Annotated in this window: 18 protein-coding genes and 1 pseudogene; 9 read left to right on the top strand and 10 right to left on the bottom strand. The window is 56.1% G+C overall.

Annotated features, from left to right (window positions below; genetic code table 11):
• Positions 1-120: 120 nt before the first annotated feature.
• The 6 genes and pseudogenes from LPA44_RS15485 to LPA44_RS15460 all read right to left on the bottom strand — a co-directional run.
• Positions 121-360 (bottom strand): annotated as a pseudogene (locus tag LPA44_RS15485) (DUF790 family protein); the annotation flags it as partial.
• Entirely contained in the window at positions 347-1,759 is a 1,413-nt protein-coding gene (locus tag LPA44_RS15480) for a DEAD/DEAH box helicase family protein (RefSeq protein ID WP_230890418.1), read from the bottom strand. The pseudogene LPA44_RS15485 and the gene LPA44_RS15480, both read right to left, overlap by 14 nt.
• Positions 1,760-1,878: 119 nt before the next feature.
• Entirely contained in the window at positions 1,879-2,235 is a 357-nt protein-coding gene (locus LPA44_RS15475) for a calcium-binding protein (protein ID WP_230890417.1), read from the bottom strand.
• A gap of 225 nt (positions 2,236-2,460) precedes the next feature.
• Positions 2,461-3,552 (bottom strand): tetratricopeptide repeat protein, encoded by a 1,092-nt coding sequence (locus LPA44_RS15470; protein ID WP_230890416.1) that lies wholly within the window; start codon positions 3,550-3,552, stop codon positions 2,461-2,463.
• Between the two features lie 62 nt (positions 3,553-3,614).
• Positions 3,615-4,400: a hypothetical protein gene (locus LPA44_RS15465; RefSeq protein WP_442903406.1), complete on the bottom strand. Its 786-nt coding sequence runs from the start codon at positions 4,398-4,400 to the stop codon at positions 3,615-3,617.
• Complete coding sequence (locus tag LPA44_RS15460) at positions 4,393-4,872, bottom strand: hypothetical protein (protein ID WP_230890414.1); 480 nt, start codon at positions 4,870-4,872, stop codon at positions 4,393-4,395. The genes LPA44_RS15465 and LPA44_RS15460 overlap by 8 nt, the downstream gene beginning before the upstream one ends.
• Before the next feature lie 54 nt (positions 4,873-4,926).
• Here LPA44_RS15460 and LPA44_RS15455 point away from each other — a divergent pair, with 54 nt between their 5' ends.
• The gene (locus tag LPA44_RS15455; RefSeq protein WP_230890413.1) at positions 4,927-5,889 is read left to right on the top strand and encodes a hypothetical protein; all 963 of its coding nucleotides are present in this window, start codon (positions 4,927-4,929) and stop codon (positions 5,887-5,889) included.
• Between the two features lie 68 nt (positions 5,890-5,957).
• On the opposite strand, the gene LPA44_RS15450 is transcribed toward LPA44_RS15455, so the two are convergent.
• Positions 5,958-6,626 carry a DUF7509 family protein gene (locus LPA44_RS15450; protein ID WP_230890412.1) on the bottom strand — a complete coding sequence of 223 codons (669 nt, stop codon included), beginning with the start codon at positions 6,624-6,626 and terminating at the stop codon, positions 5,958-5,960.
• 112 nt (positions 6,627-6,738) lie between these two features.
• On the opposite strand from LPA44_RS15450, the gene LPA44_RS15445 reads away from it, so the two are divergent.
• The gene (locus LPA44_RS15445; protein ID WP_230890411.1) at positions 6,739-7,131 is read left to right on the top strand and encodes a winged helix-turn-helix domain-containing protein; all 393 of its coding nucleotides are present in this window, start codon (positions 6,739-6,741) and stop codon (positions 7,129-7,131) included.
• 100 nt (positions 7,132-7,231) lie between these two features.
• Here LPA44_RS15445 and LPA44_RS15440 read toward each other — a convergent pair whose 3' ends face one another.
• From LPA44_RS15440 to LPA44_RS15430, 3 genes are all read right to left on the bottom strand, one after another.
• Complete coding sequence (locus tag LPA44_RS15440; protein WP_230890410.1) at positions 7,232-7,672, bottom strand: hypothetical protein; 441 nt, start codon at positions 7,670-7,672, stop codon at positions 7,232-7,234.
• Between the two features lie 14 nt (positions 7,673-7,686).
• On the bottom strand, positions 7,687-8,598 hold the full coding sequence (locus LPA44_RS15435) for a ParA family protein (RefSeq protein ID WP_092818020.1): 912 nt from the start codon (positions 8,596-8,598) through the stop codon (positions 7,687-7,689).
• A 445-nt stretch (positions 8,599-9,043) separates the two neighbouring features.
• Positions 9,044-10,351 carry a tyrosine-type recombinase/integrase gene (locus LPA44_RS15430; protein WP_230890409.1) on the bottom strand — a complete coding sequence of 436 codons (1,308 nt, stop codon included), beginning with the start codon at positions 10,349-10,351 and terminating at the stop codon, positions 9,044-9,046.
• A gap of 667 nt (positions 10,352-11,018) precedes the next feature.
• On the opposite strand from LPA44_RS15430, the gene LPA44_RS18150 reads away from it, so the two are divergent.
• The 7 genes from LPA44_RS18150 (at position 11,019) to LPA44_RS15400 (ending at position 19,087) form a co-directional block, all read left to right on the top strand.
• Positions 11,019-11,150: a hypothetical protein gene (locus tag LPA44_RS18150; protein WP_269070310.1), complete on the top strand. Its 132-nt coding sequence runs from the start codon at positions 11,019-11,021 to the stop codon at positions 11,148-11,150.
• Between the two features lie 4 nt (positions 11,151-11,154).
• Complete coding sequence (locus tag LPA44_RS15425; protein ID WP_211087682.1) at positions 11,155-12,177, top strand: YeiH family protein; 1,023 nt, start codon at positions 11,155-11,157, stop codon at positions 12,175-12,177.
• A gap of 45 nt (positions 12,178-12,222) precedes the next feature.
• Positions 12,223-12,960, top strand: a complete 738-nt coding sequence (locus LPA44_RS15420) for a helix-turn-helix domain-containing protein (protein ID WP_211087681.1) — start codon at positions 12,223-12,225, stop codon at positions 12,958-12,960.
• Positions 12,961-13,014: 54 nt separating this feature from the next.
• A complete protein-coding gene (locus LPA44_RS15415; RefSeq protein ID WP_211087680.1) occupies positions 13,015-13,902 on the top strand; it encodes a sulfurtransferase in 888 nt (295 codons plus the stop codon).
• A gap of 449 nt (positions 13,903-14,351) precedes the next feature.
• On the top strand, positions 14,352-15,956 hold the full coding sequence (locus LPA44_RS18285) for a transposase (protein ID WP_211087679.1): 1,605 nt from the start codon (positions 14,352-14,354) through the stop codon (positions 15,954-15,956).
• 272 nt (positions 15,957-16,228) lie between these two features.
• Positions 16,229-17,245: a hypothetical protein gene (locus tag LPA44_RS15405; RefSeq protein ID WP_230890408.1), complete on the top strand. Its 1,017-nt coding sequence runs from the start codon at positions 16,229-16,231 to the stop codon at positions 17,243-17,245.
• Positions 17,246-17,254: 9 nt separating this feature from the next.
• Positions 17,255-19,087: a hypothetical protein gene (locus tag LPA44_RS15400; RefSeq protein ID WP_230890407.1), complete on the top strand. Its 1,833-nt coding sequence runs from the start codon at positions 17,255-17,257 to the stop codon at positions 19,085-19,087.
• Positions 19,088-19,111 lie beyond the last annotated feature (24 nt).

Genomic DNA, 19,111 nt, shown 5'->3' with positions numbered 1-19,111 from the left:
CCTCGTCAAGTCGGTTGACGAGGAAGTTAAGGAGCTGGTCCTCGTGGATTTCACTGTCTGCTTGCTTGTTGGAGTGCACATCCTCAGCAAGCAGACGTTCTAACTAACCGGCTTTGTGATGTACTGACACTCGTCTTTGAGGAGTTTTGCGAGTCCCTGAACGATCTTGTAGTCGGTATCTGCGACGGTCAGCTCGTCAATCGCGTCCTCGAGGTCCCCTTTCGGCTCGCCAAGGTGGTTCTCAAACAGCTGGATGAGTTCTCGCGCGGTCTGTCGGTAGCGCTCCTCGTCGGGATCGATGAACAGCGGCGTGATCGTCTCGTCGGTCGTTCGCGAGCGAGCGAGGTCAGCTGTCAGCACTGGCACTCACCCCCTCCCGGCGGCGTTGCGAAACGTAGGTCTCTATCGTATCCTCGGTGATGATTTCGTAGAGACGGGCGGGCTGGCGGTTGTCCGTCGGTCGAAGAATGCGGCCGAGCCGTTGTGCGTACTGGCGTTTTGAGGCGCTCCCCGAGAGGATGATCCCAACGTTTGCCGCCGGGACATCGATCCCCTCGTCGAGGACCTGCGAGGTCACGAGCATCGAGTATTCGCCGGTCTGGAACCGCTCGAGGATCTCGGTGCGTTCGTCGGTCTTGGTCTGGTGGGTGATGCAGGGGACGATGAACTCCCGAGAAATGTCGTAGGCGAAGTCGTTGTTGGCGGTGAAGATAATCGCGCGGTCGTCGTGATGGCGCTTGATGAGATTGTCGAGCGTGTCGAGTTTCTTCTCCGCTGTTCGGGCGATTCGTTCGGCCCGTTGCTTGGCGATGAGCGCCCGCCGGCCCTGTGGATCGTAGGACGTGCGCTTGAGGAACTCCTGGTAGCCGTCCTCTTTCCAGAGGTCGAACTCGTGGCTGTCGACGTAGTCCCGATAGATCTGATACTCTTCGTCGTACTGCTCGCGCTCGTCGGCCGTGAGATCGACCGACATGTGGATCGTTTCGTACTCGCTGAGATATTCACCGGCGAGTTCGTCGACCTCCTCGCGGTAGACGACCGGGCCGAGGAGCTCCTCGAGGAGTTCGTGCTTGCCGTCGGGCCGCTCGTACGTGGCGGTCAGGCCGAGGCGGTACGGCGCGATCATCATCTCGGGGATCTGCCGGTAGGTCGGGGCCGGTAGGTGGTGTTCCTCGTCGACGACGAGCAGGCCGAACCGGTCGCCGTACTCGTTGACGTAGCGGTAGGCGCTGTCGTAGGTGGTGACGGTGATCGCGGTGACGTCGTGGCTGCCGCCGCCGAGGACGCCGACCGGTTCCGTGAGTTGGTCGCCGAAGGCGTTGGTGAGCGTGGCGTGCCACTGGTTCATCAGGTCAATCGTCGGCGTCACGACGAGCGTACTGACGCCAGCGTCGGCGATGGCCTGCAGCCCGAGGAACGTCTTCCCGCTGCCCGTGGGGAGTACGACACTCCCTCGCCGATCGTAGTCGATCCAGGCGTTGAGTGCGGCCTGCTGGTAGTCGCGCGGTTCGATGTGGAGCGCTGGCGTGAGATCGAGATCGGGATAGGCACGGGCGGCGTCTTCGAGAGTGTGAGCGAAGCCCTCTTGTAACGTTGCCTGCTCGTTTCCGTCCGTCCACTTGCCGGCCCATTCGAGCAGGGATCGATATCGATACGCTTGGGTGCGGTACTCGTCGACGCGGTCGTCCCACTCCGCATAGGGCACATCGTCGGGAGCATTACGGAGCAGGAGCGTGCCGTCGTCGAATTCGATTCGCATTCGATGTTGGTACAGAGATCCCCGACCGGATTCAATATGTGGGTTCCTCGAGTTCCATGGAGGCGTAGGTCCGTCCTTCTGCGGATGCGGGTGGTTCTATTGTTCCGGAGTTACGGTTGTCAGCGATCGAGCCAGTACTGCCAGTCTGCGATCGCTTGGTCCGTGTTACTACTGGCTTCGATCGACTCCAGTTGCTCCAGTGGCACGCCAAGTTCTCTGTCCATCCACTCTATCGTCACGAACATCTGGCTGAGAGTCGGATCTGTCGGGGACATCCCAACTACGCGTACTGTTTCGCCTTCCTCTAGGGGTGACTCCTCTCGCTCGGTGACACAGCGTGCTTCGAACGCGAAGTCCATCGTGTCGTCCAGATACGCGTACCATCCCCACGCTTGCTCTTCAGGGCTGTAAGTATCGACGATGATCCGCATCTTGATGCGCTCTTCCCGGTCCTCGTCCTTCTCGACCCGCGTCATGCTGACCAATACGCATCCCGACTCAAGATGTTCGGGGAGGCCGAAACCACCTATCGACCGATGCAGGACGCGCTCAATCCTGGCCGTAGAACAGATCCAAGTCGCTGGACGAAGTTAACCAACGAATGCCCGATGGATCTGTACACTGTTGGTTAAGCTGGAGGATAGGATTGTCTGATGACGAACGTCGACGGCTTACGGCGTAAGTCAGTCGACAGAGACCACCTATTCCTCTTGTGCCTCGGACGAGTCCACGTCAGCCAATCGGCGTTCGAGTTCGTCGATCCGGTCAGAGGCGGCTGATGGCTGTTCGAGGGAACCTTCGGCGTTTAGGGCCTGTTCGTACAATTTTACGGCGTGTTTCAGCTCTTCGGCTGTTAGCCCGTCAACTTCATCCTGCCAGTAGCTATCCGCGAGTTTCTTGTACGCCCAGGGATCTTCGGGATAGTCTCGAATGAGCGTCTCGAACTCATTTCTGCTTTCGTCCAGTCGTCCTAGCTCTGTCAGCGAGTCCGCGATGAAGTGGCGGAAATCAAGGAGTAGCTCGGCAGGTGCATCCGGAAACCGGGTACAGACCTCCCGACAGAATTCGAGGCGTCGCTCGTGATAGGTCGGATCGTCCGCTGCCAGGGTAGCAAGGTCGTTGTTGACCGACCGCAGGAATGCTTCGAGCGAGAGCACATTCGGGAGGTGATCGTCAGCCCCCTCGAGTGTCGTGATGTCGTCCGGCGTGACGGCGATAATGGTCTCCCAGGCAGTCAGCCACCGCTGGCAAGCTTCGGCGTCGCTGCCCTGCTCACGGAGGTCTCGGCCTTCCTGTACCAGGTCGTAGATCCGTTCCCGATAGGGGAGATCGGGTGCCCACCGGCTCCAGAGCACTTCAGCCGCCATCCAGATGAAATCCTGATCGTACCCCGACGCGTCGATATCGTGATCGTCTTCCCACTGGTCAGCAAGTGCTATCGCGGAGTCAACCTCGGCCGCACGGTCACGGAACGACTCCTCAGTCGTATCGATACCGTGCTCGGCAAGCTTGTCCCGAATTTCCTCCGTCGACAGGGCCTGCACGTCATGTAACTCCCACCGATCATCCGACTGGCGGTCGGTCGCCGCGGTCATGCCTACCGCTTCCTCTGTGTCTTGCTGGGCACGGGTGGTATCGTCTTTGTTTTCTTCGAGGTCGTGATCGTCGATATACTGCTCAACCCGCTTGGTGTCGATCCGACCGAGTTCGTCGGACTCGTGGTCTTCGTAGAGATGCTTGCGGATCTCGGATTCGTCCGCGAAGGATCGCTCACAGTACGGACAGTTGGGCATTGACTACGTGTTTGAGGAGTCGGGTGAAAAAGAGCGGGACAACTGACCGCTCGTGGCCATTACTAGGGTCGTTTCTCGTCGATGATCGCGGCTGTCTCGGTCGTAGCGATCGGCTCACGTTCCTTGAGGAAATTCTCAATCTCGTCTCCACTGTACACCTCCTTGACGATGCAGTAGTAGTGTGAGGGAGTCCCGAAATCGTAGACCATGCTGAGTCTGTCGCCGTCCCAGAGTGTCGCACGTTCGGCGACGTCAGCAATCGTTACCTCGCTTGCGGTCGTGTATGAGGGGTCTCTGACCTCGGTAAACTGCTGATCCGGGATGACGTTGAGTGTCGAATCCATATACTCGTCTTCGAGGCCGTACATGCGAAGATGGAGGTCATCGAGCGTCGTGAACCGGCAGACAAGTGCATCGAGTTCTGCCATCGTCGTTTCGGGTCGGACGACAATGTCGTACCACTCTTCGCGGGCCCGGCCCTTCTGCTTCCACCGGAGACGGTAGCCGACTGTCCCGATGCGTTCGTCGACGTCATCGCATTCGTGCTGTTCTCCTCGCTCAGCGTGCTCTACTACCGCTGTCCAGCAATACGAACATACCTGGTCAGGCGCATCACCTTCGAATGCCGTCTTGTCGAAACCTTTCCAGTCGGCGTAGTCTCGAAGTGTGATATACTCGCTTGTGGGTGAGCGCGTGCTTCGATTACACAGCTTCTCGCCCGGTAACTCCCGTCGAGATGAATACGACGGTCCGCTTGCTGGGTCGGCTTCCAGATCGACGATGTGATCGACGGTCCCGACACGGCTCACCTCAATGACGAAGCGGTCTGTGGTGGCTGTCTCAGTCATGGTCTCCAGTGCGAACTGCATTGGTAGTCGCCAGCAGTTCATTGAGGAATGCTGTGATGAGATCATCCGGGTCGCGAGGAAGGCCGTCTGGTGGCTCTTCCCAGAGTTCGACTGTAAATTCCCACGCTTCCGTTGCCTGTCCCTTACTGGCGATAACCATCAGAATCGCGTGCTGATAGATCGCGATCGTCCGCTGGTCGTCGACGTCGAGATATTCGATTGCGGCTGCCTCGAGTGCTGTCGGGAGATTCACCGGCTCATCCACCGTGCAATGCTGGACCGGCTCATTCTCATCCGTCATAGCCGATTTTACTACCCGTTCGTACAAGTATGCGCGTGGCTTCGGCGACAGCTCGTCCGCTTCGCTGTTGATGCGGGTATGCGCACCGACAGTATTGATGAGTTGCTCAGAGAGTGGATCGCTATCGGGATGTACGCCAGTTCGTGGATCCCTGTCGCCAGCTCTGTCCACCCTGCAATCTGGAGGAACTGGGGATTTTAAGCTCTCAGCAGCGAGAGTATAGATATGTCGTTCAGCGGGAACTGGCACACACTCCTCGAAGCGGCCGAGGAGCTTTCTCCGGAGGCCACTCTCATCACACCGCTTTCACACACGCAGTTTCGTATCACCGATATACAGGAACACCGCATCATCATCGAAATTCTGGATTCGGACGATTCTCAGCCGCTCCAGCGCGACCAGTTCGAAACGCTCTATCGCCGAGTCCAGGATGCGAGTGGCGGCTTTGAGCTTGACCGCCTTCCGCCGGATGCCGAACCCTATGCTGCCGTACTAACGCTTCATCCGCAATTCGAGATTGACGAGGACGCTGGGATCCTCGTCGAAACAGACGCCCCGACTGCAACCCAGGTGATTGGTGAGGGGCCTACCGAGACTGACGATAGAACTGAGCCGGATGTCGGCGTCTATGCTGATGCGCTCCTGTTGATCGATGAATTAGAACGCCACGATCTGACCAGCATGGACACCCTGGATACGGAGACACTCATCGACCTTTACACGCTGCTCTCGGACGTGCAACGTGGCGCGAACGACCTTCGGAAAGACATCGCCGATACCCTCCTTGATCGAGTGCATCACGACCAGCCAGTTCATGCCCAGTACGGCTCCGTCCAGCGAACTTCGCGACGCTCGAAGTCACTGAAGGACGAGACAGAGGTCCTCGCTGCGTTGGAGGACGCTGGTATCGATCGGGATCGTGTCCTCGGCGTAGACCCGGACAAGGTTGATGACGCACTTGACGTGACTGACCTCCACGAGCAGGACGTCTATGATATCGACGAGCGGGCATACGTTAGGAAAGCCGACGTCAACGAAGACGTGAAAGAGACGCGATTGCAGGGATTAAAAGACCGACTCGCGGCCACTGACAGCGAGGAAGCAGATGTCCTCCGCAGCGAGATCGAAGACTTGGAAGATCGAATCGACGAACTCACGAGCTTTCGAACTGGTTCCGAGGTACAATGAGATCGCTCTCGGGTGACTCTCGCAGCAGCTCCGGCGAAGAAGTCTTCTCGGGGTGACCACGAGTCCGATCAATCCAGACGGTCGAGCGAGCCATAGAGCTCCTCGTTCTGAATGTGGGTACAGAACTGTGCGCAGAGCCGACAGCAGTCCGCGGCATCGGTGAACGTCCGAACACTGGCGTCCCAGCGCGCGTGGACGGCGCCAAGCATCGCACTTCGAACCGATGGTTCGGTTGCGACCATAACCCGTCGTGCACGCGTAGGTGGCGTTGCATCGGCTGCCGGCCCCTGCATTCCAGCTGTTGATAGAATATCCTCGAGGACGCTCCCGATCTCGATCCCGACACCGAGATTATCGCCGACCTGTGGAGCGATGAAGATCGTTGCATTACTCGCCTGCGCAAAGGCGATACTCTGTGTGGCGGCATCCATCTCGTCGAGCGGAATCCCGACGTCGATTGCGAGAAAGGCATTAAACCCGCGGTCGCGGAGGCAGTCCCGCGTCTCCTGGAGGAGCCGCAAGACCTCGTCTTCGGCGTACTCGCCGCTAGTCTCGTCCCACGTCGCAAATGACGGGGCATCGGTTTCGACATCGGCATCCGCCGGCAGCAGCGCGTCGACGTCGAATGTCCGGTATGGGCCCATCAGATAGACGAGAAACTGTTCCCGCCGGACTGGAGCGAGCGCATCTGAATCACCGGCGGCACGGGCGAGATTGTTGATAATCCGTTGCCGCATTCGACTCGTCGATTCGGAACGGTAGTATATAAATATCGGTGCTTTCAGGAATATTCTAGTCGAGAACGACTAAGTACGTGGCGTCCCAACGTAAGACCTGAGGCACCCTCAAATGTCCGAAACCGATCGCCAGCCAACAGAGGAGGTTTGTCAGCCGGAGCCGCCCCTTCCCGAGGATAGCGGGCTGACACTCGAGGAGTACCTCGCGATGCAACAGGCGATCGGCCACCCGACGCGGTTCCGGATCCTCCGCACGCTCGTCGCCAACGACGAACTGAGTGCTGCCGATCTCAAGGCCACGGTCGATGTCGAATCCCACAATTTTCACTACCACCTCGACGAACTGGTCGATGTTGGGCTTGTCGACAAGCGCCAGCGACGGACCGCCGACAGCCAGGGCTTCTATACATACTATCGGCCGACCGCAATGGGCCGCGGCATCCTTGAGCACGGTGTCGAGGAACTGATGCGCCGTGAACGCGAGTTCAACGACGCTTATTCGTAAGCTGTCGTAGGGTTTCTGTCTCGATCGGTAATCCAGTTACCCTCTCGGATATTGATGCTGGAAAGTCCTCACATCATTCAAGATTCTGTGAATCAGTGATTCACTGATCGGCGTCTTCCTTGGCGAGTTCGCGAATCATCTCCTTCGTTTCCTCCTGGTGCTCGCCGAACGCCACCTCGAAAACACCGCGGTAGAAGTGCTTGTTTTTCTCCAGCGTGATGTCCTCGCGTTTGAGCTGCTTTTTCAGGCGAGTGAACGTGATCTCGATGTCCTCGCTTTGCTCCGGTTCAACGTATATCGTGGCTGAATCCCAATCTTCGCGGATGTTCAGCGGTTCGTCATCTGTTTCTCCTGCCTCACTGGTCGACGAATCAGTATCGGTCGTGGATGTGGCTCTCTGCTGATCTGATCGATCCTCGGTTGCTGCCGCAGTTTCACGATCCTGTTCTTCCGATTCCTCCGACGTCTCTGTGGTCTCCTCGTCTGCGACCGCGTTCTCCTCATCCACCTCGTCTGAGGGATCCTCGAACCGCTCGTCCATTCCCCGGGGCATTCTTACGCCTCCACCTGCGTTTTGTCAAACGCTCGTTCCATCGTCTCCGCAACCTCCAGGAAGAGGTCGCGCTCTACTTGCTGGTCGTTCGCGTCTTCCCATCCGAAAATATCTCGTCCGTTGTCCCACGCACGCTGGATTGCTACTCGCATCGGGAGTTTGAAAATCGGTGCCATCGATGCGAAGGACTCGTCGAAGGAGTTGAGGAACTTTTGCGACTGACCGTCGTCCCGGTACATGTTCGCCAGGAGTCCAACGATTGCGATCTCAATCTGCTGGTTGTCCTCGATGGACTCCAGCTGGTCCCACAGATCGTCAAGTGCATCCCGTGATGTTGCTTGGGTCTGTGCAGCCAGGAAGACGTTCTGAGCCGCGATGAAGGCCGCGTCCGTCAGGACTGAGAGGTCGGGAGGGCAATCGACTACGATAAAATCGTAGTTGTATCCGTCGTCAACCATCTCTTCGAGGGCGAGTTTCAGCGAGAGACGAGCATTCGCATCGTCCATCCAATCTCGAGCAAGGCCCATGTCCTTGTGACTGGGAATCAAGTCGAAGTTCAGATGGTCGTACTCATCGGCTTCGATCACGATTTCTGAAAGACTAGTATCGTGCGTGCGCGGATTGTCGACGAGTACGTCGAGTAGGTTCTCGTCATCGGTGACTAGTGTGTTGGGGAGTTCGTTCTTCGGGCTTGATGGATCGTTGTCGTCGCCCGGACCCAGTCCAAGCCCTTTCGTCATGTCGGCCTGTGGGTCCATATCGATTGCAAGAACATCGTGGTCGCGAGTGGCCAGCGCCGCGGCACTGTTGATCGTCGCCGTTGTCTTTCCTGTCCCGCCTTTCTGGTTGCCGAAGGCGATCGTGGGGATGCCAGTCGATGGTGTGACGCCCCATCCACGAGGTGTCTCGGTCATAGTTCGATCATTGATTCAATGACTCATAAATCCATGTCAGACACTCAGTTGTATCTCTCTCAATGCGATTCTGTCGGATATCAGCGCTTGAGGGCCTAAGAGCTATGATTGCCTCTTCCCCGAGCACTGTCTTTGAATCATTGACTCACAAACTCAATGATTCACAACGTCAAAATTTCATTGATTCATTGATTCAGTGATTTCGTGATGCGGGTCTGGTGTTCCTGAATCCTCGATTCAATGCTTCAGACACTCACTGATTCAGTGATTCAATGATTCTATGAGTCGGTGAATTGACTCTCTCCATGATGGCAAATGACGCTATAGATCATGGACTCTTTGATTCTTAACTTCCAGAAGTCAATACTTCATTGACTCTGTGACTCATTGATTCAGTCACCAACCGAGGACAGACATTTGGAATAGCTCGACAGATGGGTTGATGTTACGTTCTCTCTCCGAAGGCTGCGTTAAGTTGGTCTCGCATGAATTCTCGTCGGACTCGGCGAGCACGCGAGTCAGACAGGTAATTTTGCATCACTACCCGAGGATCGCTACTACCTTGCTCTGCAGCGATTTCGTCAAGACCTTCGAGAACGCCTTCGAGGACTGCTGTATAGGTGTCGTACCAGAATCGACGACAGAGCTGTGGACTCGGTCGTTCACCCTCGATCCGCTCGGGGAGATCTGCTTCCAATGCAAGATTTTGGAACCAATTCCGGATTGTATCTCGGGTCACGTACGGCGTTTCACCCTGAGAGGAGGGGAACAGGTATCCAGTCCACGTATCGTCTTCCGCTAGCTCGTCGATTCGGGAGTCGAGAACGTCCATTCCGTACAGGAGAGACACCTCACCGGGCCCGTTCTTGCGACTCTCGAACGTAATGAAGGGGATGTCGTCTTCGGGAACGTCACGGTGGAACTGCGATACATGGAGTGCGGCGACCTCACTTGCACGAAGTCCCCAGCCAGCTAACGCCACCACGAGCAGCTGTTCTCGCGTTGTCTCCGACGCCTGCATCAGTTTCCGAATCTGATTCGCTGAAAGCGAAGGTGTGGGTGAATCTTCGACTTCCCACTTGAATTCGTCGTAGAGGCCGCTCGCAGGGTTCATCGAGGCAACCCGTCGACCGACTAGATGCTGATACCAGGCGTCGACGACGCGCCGCACACGCTGGAGAGTCTGGGCACTGTATTCGCGTTTAGTTCCCTCGTTCAACCAGTCGAATGCTGCATAGCACGCGTCAACGGCTTCGTAGTCTGGATTCTCTTGATCTCGTTGAATCGGTGTAAGGAGGTCATCTGTCCCGTTTGCCTCTCGATAAGCACGGACGTAGAGATTCAGTCGCGTTCGCAGCGCGTCGACGGACGACGTCGCAAGGCTGTATCGTGATTTCCGCCGGTTGAGGAACTGTTCAAGGGCGTCCAATGTTGCATCATCCGTCGTTGCCCATGTGTAGCCCTCTTCATCACCACCGAGCTCGAGGTCCTCGTTCCAGAACTCCCCGAATGAGCGATCGTGATGGCGGCGGAGAGCCGCGAGGAATGACCGCGCATCGTGATCCCGAAACCACTGGTGGGTCGGCTTCTCGCCTCTCGGATCGATACCCTCTGCTTCAACGCAGGGGGCAATCTCGTCCCAGTACAGGTCCGTGAAGTCCTCGAGCGAGCACGAGGTCCATCGGACGCCATCGAATGATGGCACCCGCTCAGCGTCGGTCTTGCCCTCCTGCTCGGCATCCGACCGACTCATTGTACCGATCTCTGGGGGACTTGACCGTCCGAAATTGGATTGGTGCAGAATTCGGTTAGAAACCTGGTCGCGGCCCAGTATGGCGATTCTAAGAGTGGCATATTCGAGTCGTTCAGCGTTTCAATCGGATTCCTTATCAGTTTGTGGGTTAGGCAGACCAATTCAGTCTGCTAAACCCACGCAAAATTGTGCGATGAAATGAGCAGTGGGAATAAACTATATGCCGCTATACACATATCTCGGGGGGATTGAACCCAACTTCGGAGGGTGGGTTTCTGTAAACGATAACCTCCCACCATCTGGGTCGTTATAACCGCGGAATTAGGCAACACGAACGTTCTTCTGGAGTGTTACTGAAGATTGAAATCCAATTATATAACCATATTCAATTATTTGGGACACTGAAAATAACCCAACCCGGTCTAATTAGAGGATACGGTTGAACGACGTTCTCTCGCCGCGATCTCAGTCGTTTACCGAGAGTGGTCTTGCTGGATTAATGGAGTCTCTCGATCGAAACCTGTCGAATTTCTAATCTAGAACACGAATTACGGAGAGACATCATAATTCGTCTTCCCATGCATTCTCCACCAAATATTGTCCTTCGACAAATATTGTCCTTCGACAAACAAGGATTCATTCTAATCGCAGTCCGAGAGATGGTACAGTGAACGATACTACGGACATCTATGCTGGACTCACGCAGTGGTGGATGAAACTTGAAAGCGGCTGGCAAGCGGTGATTCTCGGCCTCTTAGCGCTCACACTCGTCTATGCTGGCGTTACAATCCCGTGGTGAGCAGATGAAGCGAACGCTCATCCCGGGACTCCTGTTACTGCTCGCTATCGGGCTCGCCGGCCGTCTCATCGCGACCGTCATCCCCGTCAATCACCTGATTCTCACCATCCTCCTCGGCCTTCTCGTGGGGAACCTCTACGGGGTCCCCGACTGGGCGCGGAGCGCCGTCGGCACGCACAAGGTCTGGCTCGAAATCGGGATCGTCGTCATGGGTGCACGCATCGCGCTCGACCGCGTCCTCACCGCCGGACCCACCATCCTCCTGCTCGTCGCAGCAACTGTCATCACGACGACGCTCGTCGTCGAACTCGTCGCACGATTCGTCTTCGCCATCGACGAGGAGACCGGATCGCTTCTCGCTGCCGGCTCCGGCATCTGTGGCGTCTCCGCCGTCGTCGCCATCGCTGAGAGTATTCACACCGACGACTCGAACGTCGCGTTCGCCGCCGCGACGATCCTCCTCTTCGACTCGACGACGCTCTTCGTCTATCCCGTCGTAGGTCACCTCCTCGGTCTCTCGAACACCGTCTTCGGAATCTGGGCGGGTCTCACCATGTTCAGCACCGGTCCCGTCACCGCCGCCGGATTCGCCTATTCGCAGTCGGCCGGCCAGTGGGCGCTCCTCGTCAAGCTCACCCGAAACGCCCTCATCGGGCTCGTCGCCGTCGCCTACGCCGTCTACTACGCCCGAAAGCGCGCGAGCGACGATGGGAATGAGAGTAGTGTGGCAGCCGACGGGGGGACGGCCACCGTCAGCTGGCGGTTCCTCTGGGACACCTTCCCGAAGTTCGTCGTCGGCTTCCTCGTCGTCATGGTCGTCGCGAACCTCGGCCTCCTGAGCGGCGCACAGATCGATTCACTCACACATCTCTCCGACTGGACCTTCCTGCTCGCCTTCGCCGGGCTCGGCCTTGAATTCCAAGTCGACGAGCTCCGTTCGACGGGATATAAGCCGATCCTCGTCGTGCTCACCGGTCTCCTCGTCGTCGCGACTGTCATGCTCGTCGTCGTGCAAGCACTCTTCTGACCGCATCACGAACAATTTTTGTCGAACGACAACGAAACCGGGATGATGCGGGAGCTCACATTCGCCATCGAATACGAACACGGGGCCGACCCCGTCATGGACGTTTTCATCGAGCACCCGCGAGCGAGCGCGCACTCACTCGATGCCGTCGTCGACGAGGACGCCTTCTGGCGGATGGAACACGCGACGGGCCCCGGGGCCGCCCTGGACGACCTCGAAGCGGTTCGGTTCGACGATGACGCCTGTGGGGAGGCGATCACCGACCGTCGATGCGTCGCGGCCCGCCACCACGACGTCGTCGAGCGCACGACGAACGAACTCGTTCTCTACTCGTACCTCGCCGATATCTGCGAGTGTGAGTCAGTTCACACGCTCGCGGGCGCACATCTTCCGGGCGGATTGATCTTCGAGACGCGCCGTCGAGAATCGACGTGTTGGTGGCGCGTCCTCATGCGCTCCGACGAGAAGATCGGAATCTTCTACGACGAACTCGGCGCACGCCTCCGTGACGGCCTCTCCTTCCGAATGGGCCACCTTCAGGACGCGACGGAGTGGCGACGCGACGAACTGACCGGGGTGGCACTCCCCGACGAGCAAGCGGACGCTCTTCATGCAGCAGTGAACGCCGGCTACTACGACCCACCGCGAGAGACGACGCTCGACGAGATCGCGACCGATCTCGAGATTCCGCGGTCCACGCTCTCCTACCGACTCCGACAGGCAGAGTCGAAACTCGTCCACCTGTACGTCGACGGCGAGACTGGGACGCAGTGGCTCGAATGACCGATCGGTGTGCGACAACAGGAGATTAATGCACTCCCCGACGAACTAGCTCGTATGACAACCCCCACCACCACCGATGCCGTCGTCTCCGTGGGTTGGCTCGTCGACCGTCTCGACGACGCCCGCCGAGACGACCCGTCACTTCGAATATTGGAGGTTGACATCGACCCCAGTAACTACGACGCCGGGCATATCCCGGGAGCGAGCAAAGTCGACTGGAAGACAGATCTCCAAGATTCGACGACGTTCGACGTTCCGACCGAAGCGGCGTTTGAAGACCTGCTCGGCGGGTTCGGGATCACACCGGAGTCGACAGTGGTCGTCTACGGAGATATGCGAAACTGGTTTGCAGCGCACGCCTACTGGCTCTTCACGTACTACGGCCACGAAGACGTGCGTCTCCTCGACGGTGGACGGGACTTCTGGAAGGAACGCGACGCGCCGCTCACCGACGACGTCCCGGATTTCACGCCGCAGTCATACACGGTCGCTGACCGACGACGCGACATTCGCGCGGATCAACCGGACGTGATGGCCTCGCTCGACCGGGAGACGACGCTCGTGGACGTCCGAACGCCGGAGGAGTATCGAGGGGAGATACTCGCACCACCCGGGTGGAACGAGGGCGTCCAACGTGGTGGACACATCCCCGGTGCCCGGAACATCCCGTGGAACCAGGTCGTCGAGGAAACAGGCTGTTTCAAGCCCGAGAACAAACTCCGCGAGATCTACGGTGAACACGGAATCGACGAAGAGGAAGCGGTGATTACGTACTGTCGAATCGGCGAGCGATCCGCACTCACGTGGTTCGTGCTCCACGAACTCCTCGGCTACGGAGACGTCCGGAACTACTACGGTTCGTGGGTCGAATGGGGTAACACTGTCGGCGCACCGATCGAGAAAGGACAGCGCGCGTCGATCAAACGAGAGTCGAATCGTTGATACCGGGATAAATAGTTCTGGAACGGACCCAGTCGTTTGATTATACGGACTAGACTTGAAATAATTGGAAGAGTATGCGTAGAGAAGTCATCGTATCATCGAATATCTCGCCTAAAAACGGGTCACGATCTGACCTCACCCGCTGAGACAATGACAAACAAATCGCTTCAATCACTGAGATATCTATGCTTACTGGGATTTTCTCACAGACGCTACTGAAGCATCGTTACGCAGTTTATTCCGGCAATATATTAGAAACATAATTTGTTTTTCAAACTTGGTGAACGGAAATCTCAGACGCTGTCCAAGACTTTGACAGCGAAGTTTGATAGATTGAAATGACGTGTCGCATATCGGATTGTTTAACGGGTTTTAGCACCTGGAGTGGTGCGACATGCTTTCGATTCAAACTAGGAAATGGATGTTTCAATTGTCCGAGGTTGGTTGAGGTGGCTGAGCAGGTTGCCCCGAAACTGATCGCCGACGATGCTCACGACGGGCTCACAGCCGCATCAAACCTTATCGAACTCGTACAGGGTCTGAATACGAAACCAATACTCCAGAAAGAGGACCACAGTTTCTTCGAACACCGGGAGTACGACGTAGAACCGATAGTGCGAGCAATCCTCTGCCGCGAACTTGGCGGCTTCTCCTGGAAGGGGCTCTACGAGTATCTCTCGACGGAAGCACGGGCAGTCCGCCTTGGCTTCGACCCGGCTAAATTCGGGAAGTACAACACGGCTCCGACGCGCCAGACGCTGACGGACGCGTGGGACGACCACCTCTCCGATACTGCTAAACGGAGCATCCTCTCGGTGAGTGAGCGTCTCGTCGACGCCGCCTACGAGAACGACGGCGCGCTTGACCTTCGCCAACCACGACACGTCGAAGAGAACGACTCCGACCTTCGTGAGCGGCACGTCGGCGAGTTCTCCAAGGACCAGATTCGGAAGCACGTCCGACTTGCCAGAGACACGGTATTCGGGGCGTTCGATACTGGGCGAGCGGAGAACGTGAAGTACCCCGACAGCCGGTTCGACGAGCTACAAGCGCTCATGGCAATGGGCGGGTGTGGAACGCCGACGGGTCAGTCACGGATGGAGAACTTCTTCGGCAAAGACTACACACCCCACGGCGACACCCATCTGCGTACCGTCAACAAGTTCTCCAGGGACGCGATTCAGGCAGGCTTCACGCAGTCGATAGAGAACCTGCTCAGCGTTGCCAACGATATCCAAATCCTCCAGCGTCCGGTGACGGCGGCGATAGACATCACGACGTGGGAGTTCCACGCCGACGACGACCTCCCCTCGGAGGTAAACGGGACGAAAGACCCAGGGCGGCGGGCGTACAAGTTCGCGACGCTCTCGCTGGTCGGGAAGAGTATGCCGGTGATTCTCGCGTACGCGCCGGTCATCGAGAGTTCGGCATGGGACGAAAACCCGAGCCACCACTACCACCGAACCGTTCGAGAGCTCGTGAAACGCGCCAAAGAGTTCGTGAACATCGATCTGGTGCTTGCCGATCGGGGGTTTGAGTCACTCGACGTTTACCAGGTGCTGGATGATCTCGGTGTCGACTACCTCCTGCCGAAGATCGAGCACTCGAGCGAGCTCGAGGTCGCCGAGCGAATGGAGCAGGACGGGAAGGATGTTGCCGTGGAGAGAACGAAAGTCGATACTGCACGGGGCTCACACGAGTCACGCTTGCTCTACGTTCCCGGGAACGACGGGGAGACGCAGACGTTCATCACGAACCGTTCGATCGCTCCAGAGGACGCGGAAGCGTGGGTAGAACACTACGCGAATCGGTGGTGTATCGAGAACGAGTACCGCGCGATCAAACAGGAGTTCCTCGCGCGGACCTCGTCGACGGAGCACGAGTTACGAGTGTACTACTTCGTGTTCGGTATCCTCATGTACAACGTCTGGCGGCTCGCCGACGTCCTCCTGAAGGCCACCGTTACGCGAGAAATTACTGACTACACGCCAGCGATTTCTGCGGGGGAGCTGGCGGACTGGCTCGCGATTCACCTCCAAGACGAACCTGATTAAGGGGCGCGACACCGGCGAGTTCGACGACTCCAGAGCGGCAGCTATCGGCTGACTCACCGATTCTCCTCAGTCAGACCGGATTTTCGCGCCGAATCTCGCTCATCCGCGATCTGCAAGGGGTTCGATAGCGCCCAAGTACCCGATTCGCCGATATTCTCGACGTCGACGGCAAAACTCTGAGTTACACTCCGAAGTCAGGATTGAAATTGAGGTCACAACATGTCATATTCTCCGATAGACATTTGACCACGGCTATTATTGAATTACAAAATATGGTGGATGTCGAGTCTGTTGCCGTATTCAGTTGCGAAATGGGCGAGGAAATCGAAAATCCGGCCCCAGATCTTGTTGGTACGCTTGATGAGGACGATCTAGCTACTGACGCTGGTGCAGAAGCCGAGCGGATTGTCGCAAGCATGCTGCGGGACACACTCGGGCGACGTTACAATAGTGACGACACGAAGAATGCTCGCAACCACATCTTCACGGATGCTGCTCGTAGTGCATCGGTAAATCTTGAGGATGAGGACCGTACGACTGTAGAATTACTCGAAAGAGTTCGAGATGGGAGTGACATCGAAAGTGTTGGAGAGTCTCTTTCCCAGCTCTACCTTAATGAAGCACGCTCTGTATCGGATCTTCTCATTTATACTCAATTTAGCGAGTACGACGAAACCTTCGCTGCGATTCTAAAGACTCCCTACTTAGAAGGTGCTCACGAAATTGACCTCGACCACGAAGACACAGAAGCAGTATTCACCGAAAACGAGCGCGTTATCCAAGAAGAGACGGACAAAAGCGTCGTCTACCCTAAGTACGACAAATACGAGGAGCTAATTGACGAAGATAGTGCACAGCTGTATCAGGAGGGAGGGGCACAACACTACGCCAAGTATTGGTACGGGTTCCTGAATCTCAAAGCAGCTCCGCATCCGGACGAACTAGTTGAGTCTGCAATCAAGCAACGTGCCAGCGAAAATGAAACCTCGGCTGCTTATTCCACGTATCAGGACTTCACTGATGGGGGCCCAATTACGTTGGATGATGCCGATGGAACGGAGGTAGACGTTGATCAGGGAGACGTTAGTGTTCGAATTGCAGGGAAATCGATCCGCGTATCAATAAGTGAGTTGCGTGAAAGTGATAATGTCCAACTCGCACGAGACGGTGATCAGTTCTATATGCTACTGTCTGACCTACAGCCAGAACTCACAGTCGGAAGTGGGAATGGGAAGCGCTCCTTAGTAGATGACCTGTCTAATGTTCCTGACATCCGAGACCTGTTCTAGCCTATTCAAATGACGCCTCGTGAGTTCATTCAAAGGATAGTCGCAGTTTCGAGTACCGGATCAGTCAATGATGAAGCCATCTCTAATCTCTCGGTAAATACTGAGGCTAGCTCTCTGTCCGAGGACACATTCAAAAATCTATTCGAGGCTTGGGATTCGTTTCCTGCGTATTTTAGCGGCTTTCGCTTGATAGCTGATGATCAGCGGTTGTTCGAATTGTCTGGGAGAGAACTCAGCGTAAACGACGAAGGTCTAGAGGCGCTCGCTGACCGCGATCTGGAACCTGCCGTCGATGTCGATTTTTATCGCCGAGGGTTTGACCGATACTATCCAGACGAAATACGGAACGCCGCTGGCTTGCTTTATGAATTTGCCTCAGAACTCACCGATGCGAGTACTACCGTCACTATCGAAATCGGCCTTCAGAAAGGGCGAATTGCCTCTGAACTTCTCGGCGATGAGTTCATTTTTGATTTTGATTTGAACCCTCTCCTCTGGTGGACGCCGTCGGATTTATTCGAATGGATCGGAAGCCGCAGCCCACATGAGGTTGCAGCTGAGCTCTTCGAATACGAATCCTTCCCTGTCTTTCTCTTTCTCCAGGATGCTCCAGATGAGGTCTTCCCCGTTCCAATGTGGACCGCGAGTAGCGTCGAAACACTCCCAAAGGAGGAACTTGAGGAGGCTGCCGATCAATATTTTGACTCTATGTCTGCTTCCCGAAAGTTCACTCACTGGCGTGGAGATCTTTCACCAATCCATCCATCGATAGTTGAGGGCCTCTGGGAAACCTGCGACAGTGAACAAGTTTCTCCTCTCTATGCGTATTCTCTCTTAGGAGTTCTTTCCGCAGCTGTTGACCGTGACGGTCAGACGATGCAGTTCCAATTCTCTAGTGAACCTGAATTCAACCCCCGGATTGACTTGTCTGAGCAATGTGCAGAGTGGGGCAAGAGTGGAATCTGTGCGATTAGAGACCTTCATCAATCGTTTGAAGCTGAAGAGAAAAAAGACGCATTTCGAGATCTCTGGCAGCTGGCGATAACTGAACATTGTCGAGGTACGGAGCGTGGCATCGAGATGCTCCCAGAGGTCATTGAAGACGTTAAATCGAGTTATCAGGACCTCCAGGTATCTGCTGTCGAAGAAAATTTCGAAGCTCTAAGTGATGTACTTGAAGACACGCAGACTTTGATGGCTGGATTGACTGAGAGGCTTTCGTCGGCAGCCAATGAAACCTCACAAGATATCCAACGATTGACGTTCACACTCCTTGGTGCAATCGTCGCGAACATCTTCTTGGTACTTCGATGGAGCGACCGAGATCTGGTGCCACCGTTTTCGATTTTTGTTCTTATTGTGATTGTTGGGTTCTACCTCCCCCTCATTCAAGGAAGAATTGAGGATCTGGACGACACAATCACTGAGGTGAAGAACGACTATGACTTCTATGAGAAGCATATCCGCCGGTTCAACAAGGATCTATTCCGGTTTGGTGATCTGGAAGACCGGAAATCAGCATACGTGGGGTTAGCTGAAACGCAACGTCAGCGGGCACAAACCCAACTTCGAAGGGTTTTCTACGCTCTACTCACCGTCTGGTGTGGATTGGCAATCTGGTCTGGGTTTGCATTTTCGTTCGGACAACCGCAGTCACTTGCGTTAGCGGTCTCTGGTGTAGTGCTTGCAACCCTTTCTTTTGTTCCCACTGATGGACCGTTCGGCCACAGTGGTTACGACTATTTTAGCAGAGGAGCGACAATAGTCACTCTCATCATCATCTCTCTTTCGTTCGTTTACCCCCTACTTCCGCTATCTATCGGAATCATCCCGAACTTCTGATTGGACTGTTCTGACGACACATTT

The organism is Halobacterium sp. KA-4, assembly GCF_021028995.1.
GTDB lineage: Archaea > Halobacteriota > Halobacteria > Halobacteriales > Halobacteriaceae > Halobacterium.
The sequence above is the reverse complement of the archived record's forward strand: the minus strand, read 5'-3'. Positions and strand labels throughout refer to the sequence as shown.